The following is an 18,368-nucleotide window of genomic DNA, read 5'->3' as shown; positions in this document are numbered from 1 at the left end:
ACTTTAGGTCGCGCATTGCTCGGCCGTTGTGGCTGCTTATCTCGAAAGAATTCCATGAGTGTCGAAGATGAAGAACTCGCGAGCACTCGCGAGGGCTCGCGAGAGCTCGTGGGCGATGCGGAGGCGCTGTTTGGCAAGCTCAAGGGCTGGCTCAAGCGCGACCATGACAGCCACGGGCAGACCAATTGGCGGAAAGAGGCGCGTGAGGATTTCGCGTTCGAAGCCGGCGACCAGCTGACGGAGGATGACAAGAACATCCTCAAAGAGATGAACCGCCCGATTGTGGTGTTCAACCGGATCGGCGTCACGGTCGATAGCGTGGCCGGCCAGGAGGTCGCGAACCGGCAAGAGGTGCAGTTCCTGCCGCGGCAGCAGGGCGCCGTGAAGGTCAACGAACTGCTGACCTCGGCGGCGAAGTGGTTCCGGCAACAGTGCGATGCTGAGGATGAGGAAAGCGATGCTTTCCGCGATACCGTCGTTTGCGGCATGGGCTGGACCGAAACCCGCCTCGACTATGAGGATAACCCGGAGGGGGAACCGAAGGTTGACCGCGTCGATCCGCTCGAAATGGTGTGGGACAGCGGCGCCAAGAAACGCAACCTCGTGGATGCGCGGCGCATCTTCCATATCCGGCGTGACGTGCCGATCGATGAGGCCCGGGCGCTGTGCCCTGGAGATCCTGACCGGCCTTTCGAGGATGCGGATTATAACGCGACCTGGGTTGATGATCGGCAGGACGGCGCGTCGCCGCATGAGAACGACGCGAATTTCTACAGCCGGCCGGAAAACAACCGCATTGACGGTGATGACGACGACAGCACGGTGACGCTCGTCCGCGCTCAGTGGTGGGAGCGAGAGCCGGCTTACCTGATGGTCGACCCGGCCAATCCCGGAAGCATCCTGACGCTTTCTGCGGACCAATACCGGGAGCTGCAACAAAAATACAAGCTTGCCGGAGCGCCGATGCCGAAGTGTGTCAAGTCGACGCGCAAGGTCTACCGTCAAGCCTATCTCGGGAATGTGCTGCTCGAAATCGGCGATGCTCCGGTGAAGGGGCACTTCTCGTTCAAGTGCATCACGGGCAAGCGGGACCGCAACAAGAACACGTTTTTCGGCATCGTCCGCGCCATGAAGGACCCGGCGCGCTGGTCCAACAAGTGGATGTCGCAGACGATGCACATCATGAACACCAGCGCCAAGGGTGGTGTTGCCGTCGAGCGCGGGCAGTTCTTCGACAACGACAACGACGGCGAGGCGTCCTGGGCCAAGAACGACCAGGTGACGTACCTGAAACCGGGCGCACTTTCGGGCGGCAACCCGAAATTCGTGCAGAAGCCGGTTTCGCAGTTCCCGCAATCGTCGTTCGAGCTGATGCAATTCGCCGTGCAGTCGCTGCCGGCGGTCTCGGGCGTGAATGTCGAGATGCTCGGGATGCAGGGCGCGGCCAATCAGGCTGCCTCGCTCGATCGCCAGCGCAAGCAGGCGGTCATGCTGATCCTGCAACCGCTGTTCGACGGCCTGCGGCGCTATCGGAAAGAGCAGGGGCGGTTGCTCCTGTTCCTGATCGAGAACTACCTGTCCGACGGTCGGCTGATCAAGATCGAGGGGCCGGACGAAGCGCAGTTCGTGCCGCTGATCCGTCAGCAGGGCGCAGAGAACAATCAGTATGACGTGATCGTCGACGAGGCGCCGACCAGCGCGAACCAGAAGGAGCTGACGTGGACGCTGCTGCAGCAAATCTTGCCCGTCATTGGGAAGATGCTGCCGCCGGCCACGTGGCTCGCGCTCCTGAAATACTCGCCGCTGCCAACCTCGGCGCAGAAGGACATTTCGGACAGCATTCAGCAGGCGCAACAGCAGCCCGATCCGGAGCAGGCCAAGCGCGATGCAGACTTGAAGATGCAGCAGCAGAAATCCGCTGCTGACATCGAGAACCACCGCAAACTCACCGATGCCAAGATTGAGAGCATGACCCGTGAGGCGGAGGCGAAACAACAGCTCGAGCTGCAGAAGGCGCACCACGAGGCGCTCACGCAAGCCCTGGCTGCGCCTCCTGCGGTCGGTCCCGATGGGGCGCCGATGCCGAACCATGGCGAGCAGGCTGCGGCGCTCATCATGTCCGTCCTCGGCGAAATGCGCCGCGACATGGGCATGCTGGCGCAAGCCTTCAACGCGCCGAAACAACTGATCCGCGATCCGCGGACGGGCGAAATCGTCGGGATCGCGCCTATGGGGGCTCACTGATGCGCCTGCATTGGCCGCCTAGCGAGATGGTGAACCGTTTCGAGTTCGCCCGCGAATTCGAGTTGGAAATCTGGCGCCTTCGCGTCCGGTTCTTCGCGCTCGATCACCTGCATGCGCCGCACATCAAGACGCGCGTTCGCACGATCACGTTCCGCAAAGGGAAGTAAATGGCCGTATTCAACAAGTTCGATCAGTTCGTGCTTGATTTGGCGACGAAGGTCCACAACCTCAATGCCGACGCGCTGAAGATCCTGCTGACGAACGCCGCGCCGGTTCGCACCAACAAGGTGAAGGACGATTTGACGGAGATTGCGGCCGGCAACGGCTATACGGCCGGCGGCACCCTCGCAGCGTTCAATTCGGGCGGCGATACTGCAGGACTCTACAAGCTGATCCTGACGCCCGTGGCGTTCACGGCGGCCGGCGGCAACATTGGACCATTCGAGTTCGCGGTGCTCTACAATTCGAGCAATGCAGCGGGCAACCTGATCGGCTGGTGGGACTATGGGACGCCCATCACGCTCACGAACGGCAACACCTTCACGGTGCAGCTTGACCAGGCCAACGGCGTTCTGACGTTGCAGTAATGGCGGCCTTGCTCGACAACTGCCGGTTCATCCCGACCGCGGGCGGGACCGGCGATTTCACCTATGCGTCTCAAGTTGGCGGCTGCCAATCGCCTGCGGCGGCAGGCGCGCTGAATGGCGTACGATACAAACTCCGCGCGGAGAGCTCGGACCTGACGCAATGGGAGCTGTTCGAGGGCGCCTATACGGCGTCCACGGGCACGTTCGCACGCACCACGGTTCTGTACAATTCGGCCGGCACGGGCGCGGCATCGGGCCAGAGCGGGGCCGGAACGAAGATCAACTTCTCGACCGTCCCGCAGGTCGCCGTCGTCGGCCTCTCCGAGGATCTGATCTCGATCGAGACGGCCAACGGTTTCACCGCGGCGCAGCAGACTCAGGCTCGCGCCAATATCGCCGCGGCGTCGACGCCCGCCATGTGGACGCGGACGGTGCTGACCAGTGGCTCGGGCACCTACAATCTGAAAGCCGGATGCAAGGCGCTCCTGGTCCGCATGGTTGGCGGCGGCGGCGGTGGAGGCGGTGGTGGTGGCTCTCCAAGTGGCAGCGCTGGAAGCATCGGGGGAGCTACAACCTTCGGATCGTCATTCCTCGCGGCCAACGGAGGAAACCCGGGCGGAGGTCCGGGCGGCGCTTATTCATCTGGAGGCGGAGCCAGCGGCGGCGACATCAATTTGCAGGGCGGTTATGGCGCCTACAGCTTCGGAGCCGGAACGTCTTCCGGCGTTGCGCAAGGCAACTCCGGCGGCAACAGCGTCTTTGGAGGAGGTGGGATCGGTGGGTGGGCTGGTGCCGGAGGCGCTCCCGGAGTGCCAAATACAGGCGGCGGCGGAGGCGGCGGCGGCAACTCAACGAACGCATTTGGTGGTGGTGGGGGCGCTGCAGGCGGCTACTGCGAAAAGCTGATCACGAATCCGGCCGCGAGCTACGGCTATTCGGTCGGAGCAGGCGGCGTCGGAGGCGCCGCAGGCGGCAGCAGCGGCAGTGCAGGCGGAGTGGGCGGGGCCGGCATCATCATCATTGACGAGTATTACTGATGTCGCTCCTCGGCTTTGACGCGATCGGCCGGCAGGCACTCGGCGAACTGCCGCATGGGCAACAGGCTGTCGTTCTGACGACTGGCTCCGGCTCGTTTGCTATGGGGGAGCAGGGGGCCGGCTTCTCGATCGCGGAAGCCGCCGTGGTCGGCTCAATCGCGCTCACGGGCGTTACAGCAACGTTTCGGGTGGCGTGGCCTGAAACAGTGGGGGCCTTCGCGTCCGCTGGCGTTGCTGCCCCGTTCAAGGTCTCGGAAGCGGCGGTTACGGGCGCGCTCGCGCTCAACGGCGCCTCGGTCACCACCAGCCAGGATTGGCCGGCGCCTGGCACATCGATTGCCGTCACGTTCGAGTCGGCCCCCCTCGTGCCAGCGGTCATCGCCTCGCCTGGCGCGTTCGCGCTCGCCGGCTTCGCGGCGAATGAGCCGATTGTGGAGGTCGCGGCCGGTGCCTCGGTCGCGATCACGTTCAACTCGGCCGAACTCGTCCGTACCGGCTATGACTATGAGGTCACGCTTGGCGGTGTCGGCCACTACCGCCTTGAGATGGAGCGGGCAAAGCAGCTGGCGCGGATCACGCGGAAGGCGCCGCCGCCTGTTGATCTCCGGAGCGCTCCGAAGTTCGAGCCAATAGGAAGGCCGCCCATAGCGCCTCGCGCGTCTGCTGCCGATCTGTCAGCCGTTCAAGCGCAACGCATCGCGGCCCAAATGCAGGCCGCTCAAGCGGCAAAGAAGCGGCGAGAGCTGGAGGCAGTTCTTCTGCTCGCTTCATGAAGCAAGCTGCTCAACGGCTTCGGTTTAGTATGAGTTGAACGTGAGCCGCTTTTTCAGCGCCTTGGTTACGACGCCCCGCACGGTTTCATCGTCACCTTTGTTCCAACACACCGTTCTCAGCCCGTCCACTGTTGTGCCAGATGCTTGAGCGATAGCATTTACTCGGGCGTCGAAAAGTGCGTTCATCATTTGAGAATCCACCAAGATTGCCCAGCGAACCATCATTTCATCGAGCGTGCTCAACCTTAGATTTTCACGAAGAAATTTCTTTATTTCAATGCATAGATTGTATGCGTATTTGTGTTGCTCGGGATCGTTCGGCTGAAAAATTGAGGCCGGCAAATTATTGTTGACTGATTTTACGCTGTCTGCCGATCGAATGGTGTCACGTATGGTGGTGCTCTTACTGCAGTCGTTCGAAACAACCTTAGGAGCATCACATCCGCGACTAGCCAGTTCGGATCTGCCAAGCACGTGCGCTGCGTTTATCTCGGGATCATTAGTATCTAGAGCAATCGAGCCGTACTTGCGCGGGTAAAGCACGATCGATCCGCTGTTTCCGATCAAGTCTGGAACCCGGATTCGAAGTCTATCGCCTTGCTTGATATAAACGGGACCAACTGTAAAGCGATCGTCTCGACCCAGAGCGTTGCTAACAGCATCGTCCATGTCTTTCGATGAATCTGAGACTGCCTTTGCAGCAGCGCTTCCAAGAGGAACGAAAGACGCCGCGGCGCTTACTCGATCGAAGAATTTATATATGTTTGAAAGAAGGTTTGACCTTACTACTTCACCTCCTTGGATGATAAATCTCAAGGAAAAATCATCATAATCCTGTTGGCTGCCCCCTCCAGAGTATCGAAATAGTGGGTATGTCGGGCTGTTCGTGACATCCAGGAAGCACCCGTTACCAGGATTCATTGTTCCTGGATCGGTTCCTTTTCCAAGCATAAATAGAGTGGCCGGAGAGGCGTCCTGAGCGTATGCGACAGACTGACCGGATGCATAGCGATAGCTGATGCTGGCTTTTAAGAGAACTAGGGCTGCTTCGGAGGTGCCGAAGAGTCTTTGGAAGAATTTGACGATGCCCGGCTCTCGATTGCAATTCGAGAACGTGGTCTTGTATTGGGGAACAAGTCGAAGTTGATAGTAGTAGTCCTCTGAATAAAGAGTGTCTTTTCGGAAATTTTTGAAAGCCTTGTAAGTAGCATCCGAAAAATCGCCTTCTTCGGGTACAGCATCGCGAAAGATCGAGAGTCCGCTACTTCCCCGAATTGCTGGGTCAACAATGGTCGCGCTGTCAGCGTGAGCATGTTCGGCGGAAGCAAACATGCAGAGCGCGCTGATTAGATATGCTGTGGATTTCATGGGTGACCCTCCCAGAAAAATTGATCGGAGCCTAACACGCTAAGATAGAAGAGCAAATTGATTTCGCCAGCGGGTGCGGGTGGCGATCAGTACCCTCCGTTGATCCTCTTTCGCGTAAGCACCCTCGTCGGGAAATAGATACCGCGCGCGGCGGCTTCCGCGCATCTGTTGCCGGCAGTCCCGGCAGAAAGCCAAGACATGACTGATGACACGACGTTCGGGGGCTCGCTCTCCCCGGAAGAGACTGCTTTTTTCGAAACGGGCGGGGAAAGTGGCATCCCAACGGAGACCGGCTCCGACAATTCCGGCGGTGCGAGTAGCGTTACGAGCGGCGGCGAAGTCTCGAGCGGCGGCGACAAGCCGGCGGAGACGGGCACCAAGCCGCAGGACAGGGGACCGCAGCACGTTCCGCTTGCCGCTCTCCAGGAGGAGCGCAACCGGCGGCGCGATCTCGACAAGCAGTTGCGCGAGGCGCGCGAGAAGCTCGCGAACTTCGAGGGCCGTTTTGCGGTGCTCGAACGCGCGAGTACGCCCGGCGGCCAAGAACAGGCGCAGGACGGTCCGCCAGCGCCCGAAGATGACATTTTCGGTGCGGTGAAGGCGCTGCAAGCCCGTCTCGACGGGCAGGACGAGGCGGCCAAGGCAGAGCGGGCGGTGGCCGACGAGCGCACCAAGTTCGTCAGGGACTATCAGGCGGACGCGGCGCAGTTCGAGCAGACCACTCCGGATTTCAAGCAGGCCTATGCGTTTCTGCTCAATTCGCGGGCCGCGGAGCTGAAGGCAATCGGTTACGAGGATCCGAGAGCGCTGCACGATGCTCTCACGGCGGACGAGTTCGCCATTGCGCAGATGGCGTTCCAGAAGGGCAAGAGCCCGTCCGAGATGCTCTACGCGCTGGCAACGCAGCGCGGTTACGTGAAGGCCGATGGCAAGAAGCCGGACACCAGCGCGGCAGAGAAGCTCAACGCGATCGAGCGCGGGCAGGCCGCGAACAAGAGCCTGAATGCCACGGGTGGATCGACCGGCGACGCCGACATGACAGCCGAACGGCTGCTGTCGATGCCGATGGCCGAGTTCGAGGCGTGGGTCGAGAAGCACCCCGCGAAGGCGAAACGCCTGATGGGCGGCTGAGCCGTCCGTCGTCTGAAGTGCTGAAGGCCTCGCGCGAGCCTCACAATCGCGCGTTTCGGCCGGTGCCCCGTCACAGCACCAGCCCGCACCGAGGGCGGAATTTCGGTGATGCGCTCGTCCGCAGCGTCACGCGGACAAACCCCATCACCAAATTCCAATCTCGGAGACATCACGAATGTCCGTGACGCAGTATGCCGTCAATGATCCCCTCAGCAACAAGCTGTGGGCCAAGAAACTCAACGTCGAGGCGCTGAAGGAAACCTATTTCGGCCGGTTCATGGGCGAGGAGTCCTCGAACATGATCCAGGTTAAGACTGAGCTGGACCAGAACGCCGGTGACAAGGTCACCATCGGCCTGCGGGTGCAGCTGTCCGGCGACGGCGTGACCGAAGGCCAGACCCTGCAGGGCAACGAGGAGAGCCTGACCACCTACAACGATGCGCTGGTGATCAACGAGCTGGCGCACGCGACGCGAGCCAAGAACAAGGGCACGATCGATGCCCAGCGCGTGCCGTTCAACCTTCGCAACGAGTGCAAGTCCGGTATGCGGGACTGGTTCGGTGACCGCTTCGACACCTGCATGGCGAACCATCTGGCAAGCAATCATCTGCAGACCGATCCGCGCTATGTCGGCAACAATGCGGTGACGCCTGCAACCAAGATCGTGCGTCCGGCGGCCTATACCGACGATGCCGCTGTGGGTGGCGATAACACGGCCAAGTTCAACCTGAACCTGATCGATGCCTGCGTGGAGCGGGCGGAGACGGCTTCGCCGCTGATCCGGCCGATTAAGGTCAATGGCGAGAAAAAATACCTGATGTTCATCCACAACTATCAGGCAACCGACCTGCGCACGAACACGGCGACCGGCCAGTGGCTCGACATCGAGAAGGCGGCGCTTGCCGGCGGCGCGGCGTCGAAATCGCCGATCTACACTGGTGCGCTCGGCGAGTACAACAACGTGATCCTGCACAAATGGAGCCGGTTGCCGTTCGGCATCTCCAATGCCGGCACCTATGTGCCGAACACGCGGCGGGCCGTGTTCTGCGGCGCTCAGGCCGGCGCGGTCGGCTTCGGCAAGGAGTTTGCCAAGGGCGCGCACTTCAAGTGGGTTAACTCGATCAGCCCCATCGCGGCGAAAGCTGCGAACGACAACCGTGTGAATTCGGTGAAACTCCTCGCCGCCTGAGCGGAAGGACGATACCGAGCCAAGCCTATTGAGTGTCATTGCCGAATTGGGGCATATGCGAACCGCAGATGTCGGAATTCGAGAATTTGATGAGGAAGTGTTTTAAGTGCGGGCAGGACAAGCCACTCGAATCCTTTGAATGCACCAACGCGGAGCGTGGGTGGTACAGGCGCGAATGCAAGAGCTGCGTTCGTGATCGGATTCGAAGGAGGGCGGCGGAATCTCGGACCAAAATCCAAGAGTACCGGAGGACGTATCATTCAAAGAATCGCGACGCGATCGTCGCGAAAGTGAATGAGTGGGTCCAGAACAACCCGGATCGTCGCCGAAAGAATGCTCTCGCCTACTATTATCGGCTCCAGCATGCAGCCATTGAGGCCTATGGTGGATACCGATGTTCGTGGTGCGGAATTGATGAGCCTCTTGTCCTGTGTCTTGACCACATCGAGAACAATGGCCGCGACCATCGCAAAGAGATCGGAGCGATGGGCGGCCACAAGTTTTACAAGTGGCTTAGAGACGCTGGCTATCCGGACGGATTTCAAGTGCTGTGCATGAACTGCAATCACGCGAAATACCGGAACGGTGGCATTCTTCCTCAGACACTCAAAGGAAGGTGTAACGACTATCCCGGAAGGGAGTAGGGCCAAGCGGCCCGAAGCGCATGGCGTCCTCGATTTGCAGGACGATGAGATAGTCTGCTCTGCATGGAAACATGCAGCGGCTTCCAGATAGTCGCTGGAAGCGGCCCAGGATTAGCGAACCAGGGTGAACACAAGGCGAAGAACTCTTCGACTATGAGCGCGAACTTGGCGTTTCGGCACAGACCGTGTGGGGCATCAAGAAGTCGGTCTTCAACGGCCAGGACTTCGCGACCATCCCGGTGACGACCTTTGCCGTTGCTCACTGACGCGCGCAAATTGTGACCCAAGACGGCGGCCGATTGGCCGCCGTCGTCGTTTGCATGCCCTTCGAAAGGACCCCCCTTCATGTCGACCGCACGCAAGAACGCGCTGCAGCTCGTGCACTATCTGCGCTTCAAGGTGAACTTCAACGATGCCGCCTCCGGCGCGGCCATCTCCAAGAACTGGCTGCCCAAGGGCGCCATCATCCTCCGCGCGACCGCGACGGTGACCAGCGCATTCAACGCCGCGACCACCAACACCTTGAGTGTTGGCACGGCCGGCGACAGCACCACCAACATCGTGAACGCGCAGACGGTGGGCGCAGTCGGTCAGTTTGCCTCCGCGCCGACCGGTGTCGCGCTTGGCCCGCTGGCGGCCGACAAGCAGGTGCAGGTGACCTACACCCAGACCGGCGCCGCTGCTACGGCTGGCGCGGCTTACGTCGTCATCGAGTACGTGCCCGACAATGACTTGAACATCGGGCAGTGATGGACCCGCTTTGGTTCCTGACGCACTACGGCGCGGCGGTTGTCGACGATCGGCAGCCGCCAGCCGCTCCCGTGGCTCCTGCGCCTGTGGCGGTGGACGATGGCAACCTATCTCGACCTGCAAAACGCGATCGCAAGCGACCTGACGCGAAGCGATCTCGGAAGCCAAATTCAAGGCGCGATCCAGGACGCGATCAAGCAATATGAGCGGCAGCACTTCTGGTTCAACACCACCCGGAGCCTGACGTTTCAGACGGTGCCCGGCCGGATCAACTATACCGGGGCCGATCTCGCGCAAATTCCGAACATCATCCGGATTGATCGGCTGTTCCTGCGCTGGGGGACCAGTACCTATCCGCTCGACTGGTATGAACCGGACGAGTTCGAGTTTCTGACCGCGCTCAATGTCTCGAACGGCAGGCCGACCATCTACACCTATGTCGACAGTCAAATCATCATGTGGCCACAGCCGCTGATGGCCTATGTGATCCGGCCGCACATGCATTACCGGCTGGCGCCGCTGGTCAACGGCGGCGATAGCAACGCCTGGACCAATGAGGCCGAAAACTTGATCCGGGCGCAGGCCGAGCTGATCCTCTACATGAACGTGCTGGAGGACGCAGACGGCGCGGCGCGCATGCAGGCGCAGATCCCGGGCTTGAAAGCCGGTCTCGACTATGAGACCTCGGCGCGCTCGGCGACCGGCCGCATTCGCGGGACGGAGTTCTGATGCCCCTCATCCCCTTCGGTGAGTACAGGCCTGATGTCTCGGACTATCAGGCTGCGACCGGGCGCGGCGTGCTCAACGTCGTGCCACGCAATGACGGCTACGGCCCGTTCCCATCGCTGGCGGCACTGTCGCAGGCGCTGGGCGAGCGGTGCCGCGGCGGCTTCGCTGCCTATAGGGTTGACGGCTCGGTGGTGGTGTTCGCGGCGACCGCGACGGACCTTTACCTATTGAACAACACGACGTTCGGGTGGTCGCGGATTTCGAAGGGCGGCAACGCCTATGCAGCGATCTCGACCGGCGAAATCTGGCAGTTCCGGCAGTTCAACAATCTGGTGATCGCGGTTCAGGCGAACACGGTGCCGCAGGTGTTCGACATCACCACGTCGACGGCGTTCGCCGATCTCGCCGGCAATCCGCCGCCGGCGCGCTACATCGACGTGGTCGGGCGCTTCGTGGTGCTGACCGGGCTGCTCTCCAACCCGAACCGGGTGCAGTGGTCGGGGCTCAACGACGTCAACGGGCCGACATCCTGGACCCCTGGGCTCAACTCCAGCGATTGGCAGGACCTGCCGGACGGTGGCTTCTGTCGCGGCATTGCCGGCGGTGAAAGCGGCCTGATCATGCAGGACACGATCATCAGGCGGATGACCTATCTGCCGGGCGATCCTCGCGTGTTCCAGATCGAGAAGATCGCGGAGAAGCTCGGCATCTACGGCCCCTACAGCCTCGTGCGCTCGGGCTCGACCGTGTTTTTCTATTCGCTGAAGGGCTTTCAGCGGATCGACCCCGGCGGTGTGCCGGCGCAGATCGGGCGCGAGCGCGTCGACCGGACGTTTTTCGCCGATCTCGACGCCGCCAATCCGCAGCTGTTCCAAGGCGTCGCGGACCCGCGCTCGTCGCGCATCCTGTGGTTCTACAAGTCGGTGAACGGCCAGACCAACCAGTTCGACAAGGTGCTCTGCTACGATGCCGTGCTCGACAAGTTCACGCCGCTGCGCGTCTCCGGGGAAGTGGTGTTCGAGATGTCCCAGCCGGGCGTGACGCTTGAAGCGCTCGACGCGCTGGTGGGCGCGAACCTCGACGCCATGACGCAGTCTCTCGACAGCTTTCAGGCCGCGATCGTCCCGGAGCTGGCGGCCTTCGACGGTTCGCACGCTCTGAGCTTCTTCCGCGGGCCGAACCTGGAAGCGACGCTTGAGACGGCAGAGCAGGGCACGGACGGGCGGAGGATCAGGATGAAGCGCGGTTTCCGCCCGGTGTCGGATGCGGCGGCGGTCTACGGCTCGGCGTCGCGGCGCGAGAACCTGCAACAGGCGGCAACGGCCGGGACGGAAAGCCTGCTCAATCCCATCACGGGGATCTGCAACATGCTCTTGGATACCCGTTACAGCCGCTTCAAGTGCCGCGTGCCCGCCGGCACGACGTGGACATTCATGAGTGGTGTCGAGCCGATTGGGCTCGCGCCGGCGGGGGCGAGATGAGCGGTTACAGCGTCTCGACCCAGGAAAAAGACCCGTCCAAGTTCGCGCTCGCGATCCAGAGCCTCTACAACGGCCGATCGAACGCGACCGGAACGGTCACGCTCACGGCGGGCGCGACCACCACCACGGTCACCCCGCCGAACTGTGCCGCGCAATCCGCGGTGTTGCTGTTTCCCCGGACTGCGAACGCCGCGGCGGCGCTCGCCAACACCTTCATCAGCGCGGTCGGCAAACAGTCGTTCACGATCGCGCACGCGAGCAATTCCCAAACGGATCGAACCTTCTTCTATGTCTGCCTCGGCTGATCTCGTCTGCGTCCCGCCGCAGCGGGCGCGCGAAGTCTGGCCGCATGTCGCAGCACGGCTGCGCGCGGCCTACCTGCGGACCGATCTCGGGCACACGGCGGACCTCGAACGCGATGTGCTCGAAGGTGATGGGCTGTTGTGGCTGGCAACGTCCGGCGATGACATCGACGCGGCGGCGGTGACGCTGCTGGTCCGCACGGACCGGCATCTCGTCTGTCAGATCACGGCCTGCGGCGGCGCCAACATGGATCGCTGGCTCGATCTGCTGCCGGCGATCGAAGCGTGGGCAAGGGCGGAGGGGGCGGCAAAGGTCCGCATCTACGGCCGCAAGGGATGGGTGCGCGCCCTGCAGAATTATCACGTCTCCAACGTCGTTCTCGAAAGGCCTCTGTGACATGGGCGGGACCAGTAAGACCACGCAAACGCAGACTTCGCAGCTGTCGCCCTATGAGCCGGCGGCGGGGACGCTGAATGGCATCCTCGGCAATCTCTCGACCATCGCGGGCGGCGCCGGCACCACGCCGAACACGGCGCAGACCTCGGCCATCAATCAACTGTCGGCAAACGGTGCAGCGGGCAGCCCGTTCACCTCGACGATGACGGGCGCGGCGCTTGGGCTCCTGAATGGCGGCGGTGCGACCAAGAATGATGCGGCCATTACCTCCAACCTCAACGACTACAAGGGGCTGTTGACCTCGACCGCCAACGGTTCGGAGGTCGGCGCCAATTCCGCGCTCAAGCCCCAGCTCGACCAGATCACGCGCGACGTGACCGACCAGGTCAACGGTGCATGGGCGGCGGCCGGCCGCGACGGCTCACCCGGCAATGCGCAGGCGCTTGGGCGCGGCATTGCGGCGGGCGTCGCTCCGGTGATCGCGGCGCAGTACAACACGGACAAGACCAATCAGCTCAACGCGGCAAGCTCGCTCTACAATGCCGGCAATACCACCTACGGCATCCTGAACGGCAACAACGCCACGGCCAACAGCAACATCGCGAGCGGCACGAACGTTGCGAGCGCGGCGCTCAACAACGAGAATTGGGGCGCCAACACCACGCTTGCGGCTGAAGCGCAGCGCTCGGGGATCCCACTCGATCAATACAAGACACTGCTCGGCATGGTCTCGCCAGTTGCCGCGACCTTCGGCACGCAGAACGGCTCTGCAACGGGCACTTCGGAAATGAGCGGACTGCAGCAAATGGCGATGCTCGGGCAGGGCCTGGGCTCGTGGAGCAGCCTGTTGTTTGGAGCTTGATCAATGGCTGGACTTCTCAACATCCTGACCGGCAACAGTGCTGCGGCCTCGCCCTGGGGCATGCTCTATCCCTCGCCCTTGCTCGGGCCCGATCCGCAGCGGCAGGCCGCTTATGATGCGGCCGTGTACGGTTCGCTGGGGCTCGACCCGTCCGCTGTCCTGAAGCCCGATCCGTTCGGTGACCCGCACAAACCCTCCGTTGCGGACCCGTCTGCGCCGGCCAAGCCGGCGTCGGGCTTCGGCTCAGGTGCGATGCCGTTCAGCTTCGCGGGCCCCGGCTCGATGATCGTGCAGCCGTCGCAGATTGCTGGCCCTGCCGCGCCAGTGCAGACGCCTGCTCCTGCGCAAGCTGCTCCAAATCCTTCGGCTCCCGCGCCGGCCGCCGCGCGCCCGCCGGCCGCCGCGCGCGCGCCGGCCGCTCCCATGAACATCATGCCTGGCGGTGATCAGGCCGCAGGCTCAGCGCCTGCGGCTCCGGCCGCGCCGCTCTCGCTCGGTGGTGCTGGTCTGCTCGATCGGCTGGGCGCGGCGGGACAGAGCATGCAGAACAGCCACGGGCTCATTCCAAAGCTGTTCAACGGTGTGTCGGCGCTTGCGACGGGCGAGCGGACGGACGCGGCCGGGCAGGCGGCGAACGCGACCAGCAAGGCGCTGCTCGCGAAGGGCGCTTCCCCTGCCGATGTCCAGGCTGCCATGGGCAATCCCGGCCTGATGCAGGCGCTGGTCAATCAGTTCTATGGCCGCGACAAGTTCAAGGTGGTGCAGACCGGCGAGGACGGCAGCGGGCGCAAGGCTTACAGCGTCTTCAATGAGTTCGACGGGACGATGAAGCCGCTCGCCGGCCCGGCATCCGCAGAGGACAGCGCAACTGTGACCGGCCCCGATGGCAAGCCGATCGCGATCCCGGCGGGCGTGGACCGCAAGGAGTTCGTCAAGCGGATCACCGAGGCCTCGGCGGACGCAGCGACGGGCAAGAAGACAGAGGCGCAGGCCAAGGCGGGTTCATTCGCTGCACGGATGGAGCAGGCAGAAGGCGCGCTTGGCGGCCTGCAGAACGAAGGCTTGAGCATGTGGGGCAAGGGCCTGGATGCGCTGCCGGGCGGCGTCGGCAACCTCGCACAGTCGCCGCAGTATCAGAAATTCAATCAGGCGAAGTCGGCCTTCATCACGGCGTTGCTGCGCCAGGAGTCGGGTGCAGCGATCGGGAAATCGGAGTTCGACCGCTACGATAAGGAGCTGTTCCCGCAGCCGGGAGACGGCCCGGACGTGGTGAAGCAAAAGGCGCAGATGCGCGCGAGCGCGATTGAACAGATGCGCGGTGCCGCCGGCCCTGGCTATCGCACCTCGGCGCCGCAGTCTCCGGCGCCATCCGCGAGCGGGACCGTGTCGATTGGTGGGGCCTCGATCCCCTGGAGCGTGAAGTAATGCCTGAACTGACGATCGGTGATCGGACTGTGACAGTCGGGGATGAGTTCTTGAAGCTCACGCCCGACCAGCGGAATGCGGCCGTGCAGGAGATCGCAGGCCAACTTGGTATTGGCGGCGTCGCGCCGGCGCCGGTCTCGGCCAACAGCGTTGTGCGCTCGGCCGCGACCGGCGTTCCGATCGTCGGCGGGGCACTGAACAAGCTCAACGCCGCGAGCAACGCGGCACTTGCGCCGCTGCTCAATCGCTTCTTCGCGCCTGAGGACCAGCTGCAAGAACCAACGTTCTCGGAACGCTACGCCCATTCGCTCCGCGATCAGCAGGGGATGGATGAGCGTTTTGCGAAGGATCATCCCGTCATTGACACGGCTGCGAATGTCGCCGGCAACGTCGCGTCCATGGTCGTGCCGATGTCGGTGGCGCCCAAGGCGTTCGGCTTGGCGGGCTCGGTGCCACAGATGGTGCGCAATGGCGCGATCTCGGGCGGCGCGCTGGCGGCTGCTGATGCGGCCGTGCGTGGTGAGAACCCGATTGACGCGGCCGGCGTCGGCGCCGCAATCGGTGGCGTCGCTGGCCCGATTGGCAAAGGTGTCGGCAAGGTGGCGGCCGCGATTGCGGACCGCGTGAACCCGGTCGCGCCGGTGGCTCAGAACCTTGTTGATGTCGGCGGCTTCAAGATCCCGCTCACGATGGCGGATGTGACGCAAGACCCCGCGCTTTCGGCCGAACAGCAAATCATCTTGCGCGGCGGCCGGGGCGAAGCTGCGCAGCGGACCGGGCAAGCCGCCATTGACGCGCGGGATAGCGCCGCGCTCCAGGCGCGTGACAACATCGGGGCCGGGCTCAATCCGAACGGCGCCGGCGCCTTGCCGCAAGATGCAGCGGAGCGGATCGCCGCTGAACTGATCGCGAAGGAGCAGGCGCAGCAGACGGCGGACGCGGCGAACGCTGCCCAGGTCGGCCGCGAGGGGCAGGCGTTGGCGCGCTCGTTCGATGCGGGCGGGCAGATGCGCGCGCCGACGGCGTTTGATGCGGGCGAAACGCTGTCGGATGGCTTCGCCGCTGCGCGCGATGCCAGCAAGGCGAACTATCGGGGCAAATACGCCAAGGTTGACGAGCAGCCGGGCGAGTTTGCTCCTGGCTCTGCGGCCGGCTTCCGCAACGACGTTGAAGCCGGGTTGGCGAGCGCGGATCGCCCCGTGTCGCAGCTCGACCCGACCAACCATGGCTTGTCACTCAAGGCGCTCGATGTCATCGATCGGCGGCTTAACGCTGTCGGTCCCGGCCGGCCGGGCGCTGCTGCGGATCTCGGCGCGGAGCATGCGCAGAACGTCGTGGATATCCGCGCGAAGTACGGTGATCAGGTCGCGTCGGCCTATGATCGGCAGAAGGCTGCGCCAAAGGCTCAAAGCCTGCTGGAATTCCTCGCGTCAAAGGGCGGCTTGGGGCCTGATGCGGAATTGGAGGCGATCGGCGCTCACAGCCATGTCGTCAACGTGGAAGGGGCCGGGCGCCGCAAGCTGGTGAAGCAGGGTGGCTGGCCGCTCGATTATGCGCGCGAGGCAGCGCAGGAGGCCGGCTATCTTCGCTCCGCGCACCCTGACCAGACCAGCACCACGAATGATCTGCTTGACGCGATTGACGCCGAAATTCGCGGGCGAAAGACGTATCCGGACGGATTTGAGGGGTACAAGACGCAGCGTGAGCTTTCCGCGCGCTCGGAGCGCGAGCAGCACGATTATGAGCGGCACATTCAGGGCCTGCAGGAGGATCTTGCAGCGGCAGGCCACGGCGAGCTTGGTCCGGACGTTCGGAAGCGCGCCGTTGACCTGATGGCGCGCGACGGGCTCGACGCCGACACGGCGGTTGAGCATGCCCTGGCCCAATTGGAGCAGGAGGACGCGGCCGGGCTCGGTGGCTTCCCTGGCGATCGGTCCGCAGCGCCGGCCGTCGCGCCGAAGGCGGCGGAGCAAAAGCTCGGCTCGAGTTTTACGATGCGCGACGTGGAGCAGGTGCGCAAGGAGCTGGTCACGCTCTATGGCGACGCGCGCCGACGGATGATGGCGGGTGGCTCGGGCTCGGACGTGCATGCGCTTGAGCACATCATGGATCAGTTCGGCGCCCGCGTTGAGCAGATGGTGCAGGAGGGCAAATTCTCCGGTGACGGGCCGGCGGTGCTCCAGATGCAGCGCGAGGCGCGGGCGGCCTTCGCCGACTACAAGGCGAAGTTCTCCAGGCGCGGTTCGGGCGATGCCGTCGGCGCTGCCGTTGAAAAGATCCTCGGCAGGTTTTCCGATACGGCAGCGACGCCCGATACCGTTGTAAAGCTTGCCTATGGCGACGTGAGCCGCCCTGGCGGTCAAATGCCGGTCCAGATCGCACAGCGGATCATTTCGATTTTCGGCCGCAACTCGCCGGAGTTCGCGACCTACAAGCAAGGGCTGTTCGCGCATCTGATGGAGGGCGGGCCGGAAAAGGCGGCTGCGCGCATCGACGAATTTCTGAAGGGCACAAAGGGCAAGCTTCTGGCTCAGACCGTCTTTGACGGTCAGGAGCGCGCGGTGCTCGCGCGGCATGCCGACCGACTGCGCTCGACGTTGCCGCGCTCGAATGATCCTGGCGCCGCGGCGGCGGCGATCCGCCGCTACACGGGCGCCGACGGTGCGCCGCCGGCCTCGCCACAGCAGATCATCAATGACCTGATGGGCGCCAACGGCAAGGGGACCGGCGTCAACGCGCCGCTGATCGCGCAAGGGCTGAAAAAGCAGCTCTCGCCGGAGAGCTGGAACAGCCTTCGGCAACTGGCCTTCCGCGAGCTGACCGACGCTGGCGAGGGGAAAATCCCGTTCGAAGCGCAGGCGCTTTCACAGCGGCTGCATGAGTTCTTGAACGAGAGCGGGAGCCAACTCGCGCAAGTCCTCTACTCGCCGAAGGAGCTGGATTTGATGCGGAAGCTGGCGGCCGTCTACAAGCAGATGATCCCGGTGAAGGGCACCACCAATCCCTCGGGCACCGCGCCCATGCTGGCGAGGATGGCGGGTGGTCTGCGCCAAACGCTGTTGCCGCTGCTCGGGCTTACGCATGGCGGCTTGCCGGGTGCGGCGGCGGCCTATGCCGCGGATAAGGCGGTGACCGCGGTCGGCAATCTCAATGCCGCGCACAACGCCAGGGGGCTGTTCTACGGCCCGCAGGCCGTGCGGCCGGCGAATGATCGGCTGATGCTCGCCTCTGGCCTTCGTGGTCAGGCGGCCATTCAGCAGTCAAACGAGGATCGGCGCCGCTCGAAATAGACGACGGCGGCATAGACGGCCAAGGCGAGGGCGATCCCGCTCCAACCGCCGAAGCTGCCGACCATCGCATGAACGCCGAACCTCACAACAGTCATCGCCGCTGTGAACAGCACGATGCAAAGCCAAATGATCGGCCGCATATGCGCCGTCTCCTGGGGG

At 63.3% G+C, this 18,368-nt stretch carries 18 protein-coding genes; 14 read left to right on the top strand and 4 right to left on the bottom strand.

Features of this window, described 5'->3' with window-relative positions; genetic code table 11:
* Positions 1-36: 36 nt before the first annotated feature.
* Entirely contained in the window at positions 37-348 is a 312-nt protein-coding gene (locus QX034_RS32840; protein WP_316196298.1) for a hypothetical protein, read from the bottom strand.
* Here QX034_RS32840 and QX034_RS32835 point away from each other — a divergent pair.
* From QX034_RS32835 to QX034_RS32820, 4 genes are all read left to right on the top strand, one after another.
* The gene (locus QX034_RS32835) at positions 319-2,244 is read left to right on the top strand and encodes a phage portal protein (RefSeq protein ID WP_316196297.1); all 1,926 of its coding nucleotides are present in this window, start codon (positions 319-321) and stop codon (positions 2,242-2,244) included. The two genes, QX034_RS32840 and QX034_RS32835, sit on opposite strands and share 30 nt — an antisense overlap.
* 167 nt (positions 2,245-2,411) lie before the next feature.
* On the top strand, positions 2,412-2,831 hold the full coding sequence (locus QX034_RS32830) for a hypothetical protein (RefSeq protein WP_316196296.1): 420 nt from the start codon (positions 2,412-2,414) through the stop codon (positions 2,829-2,831).
* Positions 2,831-3,868, top strand: a complete 1,038-nt coding sequence (locus QX034_RS32825; protein ID WP_316196295.1) for a hypothetical protein — start codon at positions 2,831-2,833, stop codon at positions 3,866-3,868. Before QX034_RS32830 ends, QX034_RS32825 begins: the two co-directional genes overlap by 1 nt.
* Positions 3,868-4,641 carry a hypothetical protein gene (locus tag QX034_RS32820; protein WP_316196294.1) on the top strand — a complete coding sequence of 258 codons (774 nt, stop codon included), beginning with the start codon at positions 3,868-3,870 and terminating at the stop codon, positions 4,639-4,641. Before QX034_RS32825 ends, QX034_RS32820 begins: the two co-directional genes overlap by 1 nt.
* A 24-nt stretch (positions 4,642-4,665) precedes the next feature.
* On the opposite strand, the gene QX034_RS32815 is transcribed toward QX034_RS32820, so the two are convergent.
* Positions 4,666-6,009 carry a hypothetical protein gene (locus QX034_RS32815; protein ID WP_316196293.1) on the bottom strand — a complete coding sequence of 448 codons (1,344 nt, stop codon included), beginning with the start codon at positions 6,007-6,009 and terminating at the stop codon, positions 4,666-4,668.
* Between the two features lie 198 nt (positions 6,010-6,207).
* On the opposite strand from QX034_RS32815, the gene QX034_RS32810 reads away from it, so the two are divergent.
* Positions 6,208-7,140 (top strand): hypothetical protein, encoded by a 933-nt coding sequence (locus tag QX034_RS32810; protein WP_316196292.1) that lies wholly within the window; start codon positions 6,208-6,210, stop codon positions 7,138-7,140.
* 175 nt (positions 7,141-7,315) lie between these two features.
* Complete coding sequence (locus tag QX034_RS32805) at positions 7,316-8,329, top strand: N4-gp56 family major capsid protein (protein WP_316196291.1); 1,014 nt, start codon at positions 7,316-7,318, stop codon at positions 8,327-8,329.
* A 260-nt stretch (positions 8,330-8,589) separates the two neighbouring features.
* Here the strand turns inward: QX034_RS32805 and QX034_RS32800 are convergent, their stop codons facing one another.
* A complete protein-coding gene (locus QX034_RS32800; RefSeq protein WP_316196290.1) occupies positions 8,590-8,898 on the bottom strand; it encodes a hypothetical protein in 309 nt (102 codons plus the stop codon).
* 420 nt (positions 8,899-9,318) lie between these two features.
* Here QX034_RS32800 and QX034_RS32795 point away from each other — a divergent pair, with 420 nt between their 5' ends.
* The 8 genes from QX034_RS32795 to QX034_RS32760 all read left to right on the top strand — a co-directional run bounded on the left by QX034_RS32795 (position 9,319) and on the right by QX034_RS32760 (position 18,209).
* On the top strand, positions 9,319-9,723 hold the full coding sequence (locus QX034_RS32795; RefSeq protein WP_316196289.1) for a hypothetical protein: 405 nt from the start codon (positions 9,319-9,321) through the stop codon (positions 9,721-9,723).
* Positions 9,724-9,822: 99 nt separating this feature from the next.
* A complete protein-coding gene (locus tag QX034_RS32790; protein WP_316196288.1) occupies positions 9,823-10,452 on the top strand; it encodes a hypothetical protein in 630 nt (209 codons plus the stop codon).
* Entirely contained in the window at positions 10,452-11,933 is a 1,482-nt protein-coding gene (locus QX034_RS32785) for a hypothetical protein (protein ID WP_316196287.1), read from the top strand. Before QX034_RS32790 ends, QX034_RS32785 begins: the two co-directional genes overlap by 1 nt.
* Positions 11,930-12,238: a hypothetical protein gene (locus QX034_RS32780; RefSeq protein WP_316196286.1), complete on the top strand. Its 309-nt coding sequence runs from the start codon at positions 11,930-11,932 to the stop codon at positions 12,236-12,238. The genes QX034_RS32785 and QX034_RS32780 overlap by 4 nt, the downstream gene beginning before the upstream one ends.
* Entirely contained in the window at positions 12,222-12,632 is a 411-nt protein-coding gene (locus tag QX034_RS32775; RefSeq protein WP_316196285.1) for a hypothetical protein, read from the top strand. The genes QX034_RS32780 and QX034_RS32775 overlap by 17 nt, the downstream gene beginning before the upstream one ends.
* A gap of 1 nt (position 12,633) precedes the next feature.
* The gene (locus QX034_RS32770; RefSeq protein ID WP_316196284.1) at positions 12,634-13,494 is read left to right on the top strand and encodes a tail fiber domain-containing protein; all 861 of its coding nucleotides are present in this window, start codon (positions 12,634-12,636) and stop codon (positions 13,492-13,494) included.
* A gap of 3 nt (positions 13,495-13,497) precedes the next feature.
* Positions 13,498-14,919, top strand: coding sequence for a hypothetical protein (locus tag QX034_RS32765; protein ID WP_316196283.1), 1,422 nt, complete (start codon positions 13,498-13,500; stop codon positions 14,917-14,919).
* Positions 14,919-18,209, top strand: a complete 3,291-nt coding sequence (locus QX034_RS32760; RefSeq protein ID WP_316196282.1) for a hypothetical protein — start codon at positions 14,919-14,921, stop codon at positions 18,207-18,209. The genes QX034_RS32765 and QX034_RS32760 overlap by 1 nt, the downstream gene beginning before the upstream one ends.
* Here QX034_RS32760 and QX034_RS32755 read toward each other — a convergent pair.
* Positions 18,173-18,349: a hypothetical protein gene (locus tag QX034_RS32755; protein WP_316196281.1), complete on the bottom strand. Its 177-nt coding sequence runs from the start codon at positions 18,347-18,349 to the stop codon at positions 18,173-18,175. The genes QX034_RS32760 and QX034_RS32755 overlap by 37 nt on opposite strands.
* Positions 18,350-18,368: the final 19 nt, after the last annotated feature.

Origin of the sequence: Bradyrhizobium sp. SZCCHNR3119, from assembly GCF_032487775.1 — a bacterium.
Taxonomy (GTDB): domain Bacteria; phylum Pseudomonadota; class Alphaproteobacteria; order Rhizobiales; family Xanthobacteraceae; genus Bradyrhizobium.
This window is presented reverse-complemented; position numbering and strand designations above follow the sequence as displayed.